Consider the following 12,242-nt stretch of genomic DNA (forward strand, 5'->3'; position numbering starts at 1 on the left):
CTATAAAATACCATAAATTCCTCTAAAGCAAAAGAAGTCTTGTTAGTAGAGTTTGGATTTTATAATAGACTAAAATAAGCTAAAATTAAACCATTAATAAGTTTTCAAATTATTCAATGTAAATTAATACCCCAATTATTCTCAAAACTATTACTGTAATAAATCCAATTATAATTAATCTATTTGCTACCTTAAGTTCTTCTAGCGTTTCCTTACTAACTATTTCTGTATCATCATGCCTCTTTAGTTTTTTAGATATCTTTATATGCTTTATATATCCCCAAAGTATTATACAATAAGGAATCAAAGAAAGTAGTTCTAGAATAACAGGAAATTCTCTTAATATATCTCTCAAATATATACCCCCTTATATGATAGTGCGTAACAATTTATAATTATTCCTTCACATTCTTATTCATATACTTATTATAACACAATTTCAATAAAATGTATAAAAGCACCTCTATATAGAGATGCTTTAAAATAAACAGTTTTGATTTTTAATCAAAGCCATTAAAACCTGATCAATCTATGCCTCAAAATTGTATTTAACAAATGCAATTCCTTCAAGTTCACATGATGTGGACATACCACTTTTCTTATAAAAGGCTTTAGTTTTTTCTGTATTATCAGTCATCAGTACAATTTGTCTAATATGCTTATATTTATCTAATACTGATTGTAAAAGATAATTTCCTATGCCTTGTCTTTGATACTCTTCTTTTACTAAGATATCTTGTATATAAATAATAGAAGCATCATCACCAACAACCCTAATTAATCCAATCAACTCTTCCCCATCAAAAGCTCCAATATTGAATAAGGAATTTTTTACTGCCTTAAATAGTTTATCAGGTTTATCTGAATATACTGTCCACCCAACATTTTTATATAATTCTATCAATTGTTTTAATTCAAACGTTCCATTTTCTTTATATTTTATATTCATTTTTATTCTCCATTTCATATATATTTGAACTAGCTACTTTATGTGGAGAATTAATTTCTACCACTCACTAATAATTTCTTATTTTCCGTTTTAAGAAAAGGACAACCATCAAAATTCCTTTAATTCAATAAAATCAACACCATTTTCACTTGCAATTCCTGCATACAACTTATTATTATCTTTACCTATAGACAAATAATGCCTCAAACATTCTTTAGCAGTAAAAGGCATTTCTCTATCTAAAACTTCATCCATATTAACCCACTCCAATATGCCTTCATCACATTCATTAATGTCTATTTCAGTGTTTTGTAGTTCAGTGAAATAGTAATAGTTTTGCCTAATCTCATTATTCTTCATACGAAGTGTAACATATTTTAAATCTACAGTTCCAATATCGTTTTCTGTAATACCTGTTTCTTCAAACATTTCCCTTAAAACACATGCCTTTGGATTATTTAGTTCGCCTTTTTCAAAATGACCACCTATACCACACCAAGAAGGTTGCACAACTCTTGAACCAACTCTATAAAGCAGTAACATTTTATTTTTAAATATAATATAAATTGTAGTCATATTCCTTAACATATCTAAAACACCTCATTTAAGTTTCTTTTAGACTTTAAGTTCACTTTCTTATACCCCTATGCGAAACTTATCAATATAATTTCTTAATTATAGAAGATTACGAACTAATTAAACTCCTATATTTATTTTGCAGCCTCAATAATCCAGTCAACTATATAATTAAATCTTTCTGATGTAAGTGCATGACCACCTTCATATTGTTTAATACTAATTTGATTTCCTGCATTACATTTTTTATATTCCTTTTCTGCCTTTTTATAGATATCCATTGCATCTTTCGAGTATTTATCTTCTGTTGCTGATACAATTAGAAATTTAGTTGGGCAAATCTCGCATACTACATCGTCAATATCATAATATCTCATAAAATTTGGTATAACACTTGCCATTTCAATGCCAACATTATTCTTAATTCTATTTCTAAATGTTGCTGCACTACCGCTAGCACAAGCATAATGTATTCTTTTATCAAATGCAGTAAGATAAATCGTTGTATTACCTCCATATGAATGTCCTAAACAACCTATTTTATTATAATCAACGCAATCCAATCCATTTAACACACTGATTGCTCCCATTGCATCTTCAATTACTGTTTTTGCCAGAGTCTGACCTGTGAGTATTCCGTAGCACATTGTAAGAAAATGCTGCCAGTCATCATCTTCATCATTTTTATTGATTCCCGAGGCATTAACTCTTCTATCCTCAAAACACAATGAATCTGATGCTATGACAACAAATCCCCTCTCTGCAAGTGCAGGACCAAAGGCTTGAAGATGATTCCCAGCAAGACCACAAACTTCACTTTTGCCAAGATTTCTTTCTCTGTTATGTTGATGATTTATTAAAACTGCTGGATGCTTTCCTTCTCCATCTGGCAAAAGCAAAAAGGCAGTGTTTTTACGTCCATGTATGAAATATTGAATAAGTTCCCTTCTGTATCCATTACATTGGAATGTTTCTAAAACCTCATAATTTATTCTGCTACTCACAGGCTTCAAGTCAATAAGTTTTAACATCTCTATACTGTTTGTACTCATACTACCTCCTTCTAATAAATACAAATTTATACTTTTGCAATATACGTATTTTATTTACTTCGTAATTTAACACAATTATTCCTTAACATACTTATTATAGCACAATTGAAATAAACTGTATGAGCATATTAAAAGCACCTCCATATAGAGATGCTCTAAAATAAACAGTATTACTAATAAGTTATTTAATTATATATCAATTTCACCATATAAAAAGATGAGATTTTAAAACATAAAAGCTCTCCGACTCCACCTTGCTTAAACAATCATTTTAAATTGTATACTTAAATATAAGTTCTCCATTAACATCCTTTTCATTTATATACTCAAATCCAATGCTTTTATATAAACTATAAGCTAATGTATTTTGCTCAACTATACTTAAGTAGATAGTATTAACATCATATTTTTTCGAAACTATATCAATAAGGTTGGTCATTGCAATTCTTCCAAATCCTTTTCCCTGGTATCTTTCATCTATCATTATTCTATCAATCCAAGTATCTTTATTAGGCCCAAAGGATCCGTACATTGCAAATCCAATTACTGCCTCCTTATGATATATAGCTACAGGATTCCATTGACTACAAGTTCTTGCTTCTTCTAAGCATTCATCTACAGTTTCAATAAATTTCTCTTGGTCTGACTTTAATTTTATTTTCCTAACAATATTTTCATTAGTATTATCTATATCTTTAAAATATATATTATTCATATAATTACTTATCCCCCAAATTCAAAACATTTAAATTCATGCATCTTAACCAATGAATTACTTGATTAATCTTCTTTCTTATCTTAATTCAATCTGTTTATAATATTATTTTTCCTTCTTAAAAACAAAAGATTTGCATTCATCATTATATATGTTTTCCTTTAAAAATGTAAATCCACATTTTTTAGTATAAAATCTATGGTTTCTTATTGAATAATCCGGCGTTTCAACTGTCCATATCTTAGCATTTATATATTTTTGCTCTATGTCATTCCAAACTATAGTTCCAAGATGATGTCCTCTGTAATTTGGATCAATAAAGAGCATTTCCAAACTATATTCATTATTGGGCTTAATTCCAACTGTGTAAGCACCAACTGTATTTCCTTCATAAATAACTTTATAACTTTCAAAATCTGTGTGCTCATTGAGCCATTTAATCAAACTGCCATCATTATATCCTTTAGGTCCATCCTCTTTTATATCCGTGTGCATTGATGTATCTTCATTAAATGCAGAAGTCATGATTTTTGTTAATTCTTTATAGTCATCAGTATATATCTTTTGATACAAAATCTTGTTATTCATTATAACTTCTCCTTCTTATTGTTTAGTACTTTGACACGTTTTTCCTACAATTATTCACTTATATTATAAACTTATTGTAACATAATTTCTATAAAGTGTATGTTTATGTACAAAAAGCATCCAATTAAAGAAAAGGTCATAAAATTAAGTGGCTACTTTTTTCTAGAAGCAACCACTTTTTAGTTTAAGTAAATGAAACTACCCTACCAACAGTTAAGATAAAAATTATAAATCCTGTCATTATAATGGTTATGGCTACTGTAAAGACTCCTCTAAATAATTGAAACCAGCTGATGGCTGCCGAAAATCCAAGTAGCCCTAGTAATAGTGTGATTATAGAAAGTATCATAACTATAACTAATGGATGCACTTGCAATAGATCCATTGTAAAGTTAATTACCTTATTTGATTCTATTGATAAAAAGAATAATATTACACATATCAATGATAAAATGAATGAGTAAATATTTAACCTTAATTTCATACTGAACCTCCTAGATATTCCATGGTAATGCAAGGTGCTTATTTAGCACGCTGCAATATTCTATTATAATTTACAATTTTACCATATTGTACGACCAATGGTATTAACTTAAATTTAAATTTCTATATACATTCAGTAAAACCTTATAAATAGAGTTTTTAGCTTCTCTGAAGCTTACTAACAGAATTCTTTCCATCGGTGTTTCTGCCCATGTAAATTAGACCTTCAAGGTTGTTTTTTATAGCTATAGCTACATGACATGGGAAGTGACCTTTGGTTATATCATAGCCATGGACTGCTTTATATAGGGCAATAATACCCACTTGAATTAGGTCATCTATGTCATAGCCCTTTACACTTATAGCCACAGCTTGGCTAGATATAAAAGCCTTGAAATTTTTTATTAGCTCTTCAAGGGCAGTATCCTCCCCTGCTTTTGCCTTTGTCACCAATTCTTGAATTTTAGCACAATTATCCATAACAAAAATCCTTTCTCCTAGGCTATTTCCTCCTGTGTCCATGTGTCCATTTTTTCCCCTATATATACATATATAGTATATATATATTATTTATATTATAAATATGCTCTAATAGAATATCATGGACATAATAGATACATAGGGGGTTAGCCCTTATTATTACTAGGTTTGAGGCGTGTCCTTAACTGTGTCTTTCCCTGTGTCTTTGGAATCAAGGATACAGCTTTTAAGTGTTTTCATAATTATTCTTTCTTATAAAGGCTCTTTGACATCCATAATTTTTACCAAATCTCAGCTTTCCTGTGCCCATGTTATAGGGTTCCCAATCCTCAAGGACACGGAGCACATCATTAATTTCTCTAGAATTCATAGGTTTCATGTATTTAGGATCTCCTTGTAATAGCTCCACCCATATCTCCATGGCACATATTTTATCTCTTTTTTTAGTGGGTATTATATTTTCCTTAAAGTTAGTTCCATGAATATAACTTCTTCTAGCTGCCACATCAAGGTCCTCCCAATTTTCAGGAAGAGGCATTTCAAGGTATTCATGAATCAATCCCTCTATGGAACTTCTCTCTGTATGCTTCTCTTGGATTTTAACTGCTTGCTTTTCTAGTTCTAGCTCTAAGTATAACCCTTCTCCCATCTTCCAAAGCTCCACAGCTTCTGCCCAAATCTGGTGGATTTCAGCCTTTATATCCTCTCTCCATAAATTCTTTTTAATTCTATGTTTCTCTACCATTACAGGCCAAAACCTTCTGTTCCCTGTTTTATCCTTTAAGAAGTCCATTTCATTGGTGGTGCCAAAGAATACACACTGCATTGGAAACTTTGTAACCCTCTTTCCATAGGCAACTCTATAGATATCTTCCCTCTTAGATATAAAGTGTTTAACTGCCTCCGTCTCTGCTTTTTTTGCAGCAGTAAGCTCTGCCATTTCTATAATCCAAGCATCTTGAAGTTGTTCATAGGCTTCTTTCCCTTGCACTGTGTTAAAGGAATCTGAGTACCAGTTTTGCCCAAGAAGGCTTAAAATATGACTCTTGCCTACACCTTGTTTTCCAACCAAAACCAGCATATAATCAAACTTCACTCCTGGATTAAAAATCCTAGCCACCCCAGCAACTAAAGCTTTTCTTGTAACCATTCTGTTATATTTAGTATCACTAGCTCCTAGATAATCTATAAATAGGTTGTCCACTCTTTTAACTCCATCCCACACTAAGGAGTTAAAGTAATCTCTAATGGGATGAAACTTATTTTTCTCCTCTACAATTAAAAGACCATCATTAATCTTCATGGGACTAGTTATCCTATAAACCTTTTCTATATAATGCCTTAAAGATGAATCGTCACTGTCCTTCCACTGATCCCCTTCTTTTTTATTAAGAAGCCTATGCCAGGGTAGATTACCCTTAATCATAGTTCTATGGGAAAATTCATTTAAAGCTATTTTCCCCTTTAGATTTTCTTCCTTAGTTATTGGCTTCTTAAAATTCTCAGATTCTATTTCGTCCTTAGTCATTGGCTTTGTAAAGTTCACCGATGCCTTTTCTTCCTTAGCATCCTTTTCCTCACTTTCCCCCTTAACATCCTCTAACTTCCAAATCAGTCCCTCTTCCTGATCCTTAGGTAATTCACCGTCAGCACCTAAAGCCTCAGACTCCTTCTCATCCAAAGCTTTAAAAAACCTAGCTGACAATGTTAAAACCTTGATAAGTTCCCTGCAATTAAAGTTCACATTAATATTAATATCCATAAATAAACCTCCTTCAAAAAAATACCCTCTATATATAAAGCCTTCGTAGCAATTAATTCGTAGCTATTTTTGAAAATTTCTTAAAGTTTTTTTAAAAGGATTATTATTTCCTTATATATGAGCTTAAGAATCCTTCTTATATTTCCCTCACTAACCCCTCTCTCTTTGGCAATGGACACAATGGTTTTCCTTTGAAAAAACACTAGGTAAATTAACTTTCTCTCATCGAAAGTTAATTTACCTAGTGCTTTATAAAGACTCTCATTAATTAATATTTCTTCTACATTCTCAATAACTTCAATATCATTAGATCTAAATTGAAAACCATGCTCCTCCATTTCCTCAAGAAAATTGTGTTTGCGTCTCTCCTTGCGATTATTATTATGAACCTGCCTTTCTATCTCCATGACAACTTTAATAAGCTCATCAGGGATATCTACCTTCTGAACTTCACCTGTAATAAATTCATACTTAATTTTCATATTCATCTCTCCTAGCTTCAAATTATTTTGAAACTTTTATGAAGCTATTCAAAGCCTAGGTGGAGATGCTTATAAAGGGATAAAAAAAGCCTTCCACAGTGAAAGGCTTTAAAAACTAACCCTAGATGGATTAAATTCTGTTAAAATAAAAAAATAGCCGATGACTGCTAATTTAGCAACCATCCGGCTATTCGGTAGTTAATCACTCCATTGCTCGGTATGTTTTATTATACTTTAACCTATATCTTAACTCATTGTATATGAAAATTCTATTTTTCTTAATTTAATATTATTTTTTACCCCCAGAAGTTTTCTACACTTATTACACTTTATCTCTATAATTCCAACGTAGCTATTTTCCACATCGAATAATCTATTATTGCAAATTGGGCATCTCACCTGAATCAATTACATCTAATCCCCCTCTCTATACTAATTTCCCCTTTAAATTACTTAATCATAATATAGATAATATATCATTTACCTACATTTCCCCTTAATATAACCTAACATATCCTTTTATTTATGTCTTTTCTACCAAATACTTTTATCATTAACCCGAATTCCATAAAAGTATAGTTACATTATATGACATTTTTAAGGGAAGGTCAAGGAATTATTTGAATTATTTTGAAAATTTATTGTTTTTATCCATAAAAGTGTTTTTCAAATATGTTGCTATATACGTGTATATATTTTACAATTAGTAGGAGTAACTGGATAGTTACAATAAAATTAAAGTATATAATATTTTAATTTTATTCTTTTAGGAGGTTATAGAATGGTAGTGGAGCCTTTAAATGATGTTATGTCTCATTTTAGATTTGTATTTTCCGCCTATGTAGTATTGTTTATAATTATAGTTTTGAATTTTTATAAATCCCTACATATTAGAAAGAATTTACAGAGAGATAATTCAGTTGGCAAGTTAATTCAAAGATTTGATTTGGTTATTGATATTTTTTGTGGACTAGCAATGACTGCAGGTTTAATGTTTCAAGGGGTATTGGCAGATAATAATGCATTAGGGCACAATACTTGGTTTATGGCACTTTTAGTCATATCCATTGTGAGTTTTATCATTTTTGTATTAACTGTAATTGTGGTTAGGAAAGATAAAAAATAGGCATATTAAAATCAACTTTCACTTATTATTTATTTTCAGATGCCTTAATGGATGTAGAGATTAGAAGTTTGTGAGTATAAATAATTTAATGAAAATATATCTCTATAAGAATTATTTTAAAGGCATGGAGATCATAAGATGGTCCCATGCCTTAATTTCGATACAATAAATAATTTAATCCATTAATCATTATAGGACATACTACCTGACAATTATTGGTGTTAGTAACATTTATTTATTTGTGGTTACCTGTCTTTTTAAATCCTCTATCTCTTTATCCTTAAGATCCATAATCTTTTCATACTTTTGTTCCATTTCCATCAAGTTTTTGCTTAACATATTTATAAAGGATGCCATCTCATCGGAACTTCCTGCTATACGGTTAAATAGCAAAAGATTTAATTTTAAGACCTCTGGGATCTCTTTGTGAGAATATCTAAGTTGATGGTCAATCTCTCCATAACCTTCTTCAAATATGGTTCTTACTTGAATTTCCGCTATAACCTTTTGATTAGTTGGAAAAAATTCTATAAGATAATGGACAGAACGGTATCCTGATTTTCTAGAATTAATTTGTATATTTAATTCCTCAAATATTTTTGTATCATCCCCTTCTCGTACATTAGCAGTTATCTCAACAACCTTCCAAGTTCCCAGAATATAATTATGTATATCTTCCCAATCATCCTTGAATATATGTATGGCTCTAATACCTATCAAATCATTTATCTCTTCTTTATAGTTAGAAACGGAAAATTGAAAATCCTCTCCATACTTTGATTTTCTATCCTCTGTCTTTCTAATAATCTTTTCAATAAGCCTTTCAGAATCCTTTACTCTAGATTTTACCGTATGTATTTTCTTATGTGCCCTAAGTGTATTTGCTATAAATTCTGCTTGTGTCTCATAAGCCTCTTTATACATATTGAAATCCATATATATTTCTTCTAAAGTGTCCCAAACTATTCCACTCTTTATAATCTCTTCATTCTTAAGATGATATTTACTTAAAAAAGTTTCTTTATCTAAAATCATAAATCTTGCCACCTTCAGTTTTACTTATTTTGTCCATAATAAATATATTTTATGATATTTTAAACTTATTGTAACTCAAAATGATAAAAGATAACAAATTGTATTGCCCATATAAAAACGTAAAAAATAGCATTATCACGTCCCTACTAAAATAAGCTTTACTTTAGTAGGGACTTTAGGTTAGTTTTAGAGGGATTGCTCATAATAAGAACTATCATGATGCATCCATATTTTTAAATATATCCTTTGATGTAAGGGAGATGGCTGCAGATAGAATTCCAACCACTAGCAGAATAATCCCTGTATGATTTGAAAATTCATCAAAAGCTACCCCATATATGGCTTGCCCAATCGGTTGTGCACACATGGAGAGAGAAATCATCACTGCGATTACTTTTCCCACAAGCTCTGGCGGTGTTTCACTTTGAACTGCTGCAATCATCTGTACACTGAACATTGTGGCAAGTGCCATGATGACAAAGCTTGTGGCTGTAATTACTACATAACTGACCATATTTGCCATGCCTAGTAGCAGTGGAATTGCCATGACCCACACGGATAGGCTGCAAAGAAACATCAAAATGTGTGAACTTGTAAGCTTTAGTTTTTTGCTGAATACAGCGGTTAAGATTCCTCCGCAAAGTCCGCCAAGTGCCATGGCTCCCTGTGAAAACCCAAGCAGCTCATCACTCATTTTAAGTATGCCAATAATTAGAATAGGCATGCCAACAATCAGCATTGATGATAGTACCAGATTGAAAATAGTAGCCAGACCAATGATATTAATGAGGACCGGTTTTTCTTTTTTCATATAATTTGTGCTGTCAAGAAAGTCACTTTTTATAATTGCAGATATTTTCATTGCATTATTTCTTTTTTCAAAGGGTATGTGTATAAAAATCTCCATTATAGCAGAGGCAGCAAAGCAAGCAATACTAATGAGAAGGATGGGTACAATGCCAAAAGCACCAAATAACATACCACCAATAATAGGCCCCAAAAGCCCTGCCAGTGCACCAACCTGGTTGACTACCGCACCTGCTGATAAAATTTTATCTCCTGAAACCAGCAATGGAATACTTGCTTGCACTGTTGGCTGATAGGTGCCACTAATGCCATAAAGCAACATTAAAACAGCAATAAACAGTGGAACTATGGGCAGTTTTCCAAGAGCCATAAAGAACAGAAAAACAATGCTTGCCGTTAAAAAATCAAGTGCTACCATGATATTTCGCTTGTTCACTCTGTCAGCCAAAATACCTCCTAAAAATGAGAGAAAAATCATGGGAAGAAAGGAGGACGCTGTTACAATTCCGAAAAGAGATGCTGAGCCTGTTTCTCGCAAAAGATAGAGAGGAAGCGCAAATCGCAAGATTGCATTACCAAACATTGAAATGATTTGTCCGATTACTACAAGTGTAAAGTTCCTATTAAATAGTTTTGTTTGTTCCATATTACAATGCCTCCATCTTATTTACCTTTGACAACAGCTCCATAAATACTACAAGACCTAACACTAGTAAAACAACCATTCCTATTAGCCTGATTTGCAAAGAATTTTCAGGTACAAACGACATCATATTGCCAAATGGAATAATTAACAGAAAGGATGTTACTACAGTAGCTACCAATGACTTCCTCCAAAATCCTATACGCATTGCTATAAGACCTATTGAAGCTGCCAGCAGTGCTGAAACTCCTGTTGTAACAAGTAGGTTTGGCCACATTTCACCTGTAAACATATTGGGTAAAATGTGAAAAGTATTTGATAAAAAAGCAAACATACTGATTGCAACAATATTACATATAGATACCGCAATGGCAATAAAGAAAAACACAAAGCTGCATTTCGCAAAGAGAATTTTGCTTCGCTTTATTGGGTATGAGAACAATAGAATTGCTCTTTTCCCAGTATATTCTTCAACTGTAAATTTAGCGTGCATGATAGCAGATAAGACACCGAATGCAGCAACAAACAGTATGGAAATCAAAGATATAAAATTATTCCATTGACTAAACATACTCAAATCTGTAGGCAGGGAAACGCCTCCTCTAATTTGGATCATCTGCTGTGATTGTTCAATTTGTGGTATATATGCTGTTAAAAAGCAAAATCCAAATCCAAAAATCAAGATAAGAAAGGATGCCACAATATAAGATCTAATTTTGTTTCTTTCAAGTTCTAAATTTATAAGTTTTATCATTATAATTTCCCTCCTCTCATTTTTTCAATTAAGAAATCTTCAAGATTGTTTTCATGCTCTACAATTAAGTCCTTCACATTAGCTTCAAGGGTTAACGTGCCATTTGCAATGACCGCAACTCTTTCAACGGTTTGTATAACTTCGCTTAAAATATGACTTGAAAGTAAAATTGTCATCCCTTGATTTTTAAGGGAAATAAATAAATCTCTCATTTCCTTAATTGCAACAGGATCAAGTCCATTAATGGGCTCATCAAGGAGCAATACCTTGGGACTATGTATCATACTTCTAGCAATGCCTAAACGCTGACGCATGCCAAGAGAAAACTTTGATACTGGTTTATCGCCCACATCACCAAGACCGACACGTTCAAGGGCTTTTGATATATCTGCATCCATCCCCATATATCTAAGATGAATGGACAAATTGTGAGTAGCATTCAGATGCTCATAAAAATATGGTACCTCAATAAGACTACCGATGTTACCGAGTACCTGGTCTCGTTGGGCCCAAGCATTTTTTGCCAGAACATATGCACCACCCTCAGTTGGCTCAAGCAGCCCAGCCATAAGCTTTAAGAGGGTTGTTTTCCCCGCTCCATTTACACCTAATATGCCATAAATCTCACCCTGTTTAACTTTCATTTCTAGACGATTTAATACGGTCTTGCCATAAAATTCCTTGCATAGTCTGTTTGTATGCACTGCAAATTGATGTTCCATATACTTCTCCTTATTCATATACCGACGTTCGGTATGTATTTTGCCAAAAATATTCTGCCCCCTGAGGA

Annotated in this window: 15 protein-coding genes; 1 reads left to right on the forward strand and 14 read right to left on the reverse strand. The window is 32.0% G+C overall.

Going from position 1 to position 12,242, the window contains the following annotated elements; all coding sequences use genetic code 11:
• Window positions 1–109: 109 nt before the first annotated feature.
• From B2S02_RS02170 to B2S02_RS02215, 10 genes are all read right to left on the reverse strand, one after another.
• The gene (locus B2S02_RS02170; protein ID WP_346846792.1) at window positions 110–355 is read right to left on the reverse strand and encodes a hypothetical protein; all 246 of its coding nucleotides are present in this window, start codon (window positions 353–355) and stop codon (window positions 110–112) included.
• A 174-nt stretch (window positions 356–529) separates the two neighbouring features.
• Window positions 530–949 carry a GNAT family N-acetyltransferase gene (locus B2S02_RS02175; RefSeq protein WP_346846791.1) on the reverse strand — a complete coding sequence of 140 codons (420 nt, stop codon included), beginning with the start codon at window positions 947–949 and terminating at the stop codon, window positions 530–532.
• Window positions 950–1,057: 108 nt separating this feature from the next.
• Entirely contained in the window at window positions 1,058–1,537 is a 480-nt protein-coding gene (locus B2S02_RS02180; protein WP_346920196.1) for an NUDIX domain-containing protein, read from the reverse strand.
• 122 nt (window positions 1,538–1,659) lie between these two features.
• Entirely contained in the window at window positions 1,660–2,577 is a 918-nt protein-coding gene (locus B2S02_RS02185) for a hypothetical protein (RefSeq protein ID WP_346920197.1), read from the reverse strand.
• A 271-nt stretch (window positions 2,578–2,848) separates the two neighbouring features.
• Window positions 2,849–3,292 (reverse strand): GNAT family N-acetyltransferase, encoded by a 444-nt coding sequence (locus B2S02_RS02190; RefSeq protein WP_346846788.1) that lies wholly within the window; start codon window positions 3,290–3,292, stop codon window positions 2,849–2,851.
• 105 nt (window positions 3,293–3,397) lie between these two features.
• Complete coding sequence (locus tag B2S02_RS02195; RefSeq protein ID WP_346846787.1) at window positions 3,398–3,880, reverse strand: GNAT family N-acetyltransferase; 483 nt, start codon at window positions 3,878–3,880, stop codon at window positions 3,398–3,400.
• Window positions 3,881–4,064: 184 nt separating this feature from the next.
• Window positions 4,065–4,364 (reverse strand): hypothetical protein, encoded by a 300-nt coding sequence (locus B2S02_RS02200; protein WP_346876797.1) that lies wholly within the window; start codon window positions 4,362–4,364, stop codon window positions 4,065–4,067.
• A 158-nt stretch (window positions 4,365–4,522) separates the two neighbouring features.
• The gene (locus B2S02_RS02205; protein ID WP_346876798.1) at window positions 4,523–4,885 is read right to left on the reverse strand and encodes a sigma-70 family RNA polymerase sigma factor; all 363 of its coding nucleotides are present in this window, start codon (window positions 4,883–4,885) and stop codon (window positions 4,523–4,525) included.
• 184 nt (window positions 4,886–5,069) lie between these two features.
• Window positions 5,070–6,605 (reverse strand): virulence-associated E family protein, encoded by a 1,536-nt coding sequence (locus tag B2S02_RS02210; RefSeq protein WP_346920198.1) that lies wholly within the window; start codon window positions 6,603–6,605, stop codon window positions 5,070–5,072.
• A gap of 80 nt (window positions 6,606–6,685) precedes the next feature.
• Complete coding sequence (locus B2S02_RS02215; RefSeq protein ID WP_346920199.1) at window positions 6,686–7,087, reverse strand: sigma factor-like helix-turn-helix DNA-binding protein; 402 nt, start codon at window positions 7,085–7,087, stop codon at window positions 6,686–6,688.
• 781 nt (window positions 7,088–7,868) lie between these two features.
• On the opposite strand from B2S02_RS02215, the gene B2S02_RS02220 reads away from it, so the two are divergent.
• Window positions 7,869–8,213, forward strand: a complete 345-nt coding sequence (locus B2S02_RS02220) for a hypothetical protein (protein ID WP_346876800.1) — start codon at window positions 7,869–7,871, stop codon at window positions 8,211–8,213.
• 231 nt (window positions 8,214–8,444) lie between these two features.
• On the opposite strand, the gene B2S02_RS02225 is transcribed toward B2S02_RS02220, so the two are convergent.
• The 4 genes from B2S02_RS02225 to B2S02_RS02240 form a co-directional block, all read right to left on the reverse strand.
• On the reverse strand, window positions 8,445–9,248 hold the full coding sequence (locus tag B2S02_RS02225) for a RelA/SpoT domain-containing protein (protein WP_346920200.1): 804 nt from the start codon (window positions 9,246–9,248) through the stop codon (window positions 8,445–8,447).
• A 214-nt stretch (window positions 9,249–9,462) separates the two neighbouring features.
• A complete protein-coding gene (locus tag B2S02_RS02230) occupies window positions 9,463–10,701 on the reverse strand; it encodes an MFS transporter (RefSeq protein WP_346920201.1) in 1,239 nt (412 codons plus the stop codon).
• A gap of 1 nt (window position 10,702) precedes the next feature.
• Window positions 10,703–11,452, reverse strand: coding sequence for a hypothetical protein (locus B2S02_RS02235; protein WP_346876803.1), 750 nt, complete (start codon window positions 11,450–11,452; stop codon window positions 10,703–10,705).
• Complete coding sequence (locus B2S02_RS02240; protein ID WP_346876804.1) at window positions 11,452–12,174, reverse strand: ABC transporter ATP-binding protein; 723 nt, start codon at window positions 12,172–12,174, stop codon at window positions 11,452–11,454. The genes B2S02_RS02235 and B2S02_RS02240 overlap by 1 nt, the downstream gene beginning before the upstream one ends.
• Window positions 12,175–12,242 lie beyond the last annotated feature (68 nt).

The sequence above is a fragment of the Clostridium sp. UBA7339 genome, assembly GCF_002470865.1.
Classification (GTDB): Bacteria; Bacillota; Clostridia; order Clostridiales; family Clostridiaceae; genus Clostridium_J; species Clostridium_J sulfidigenes.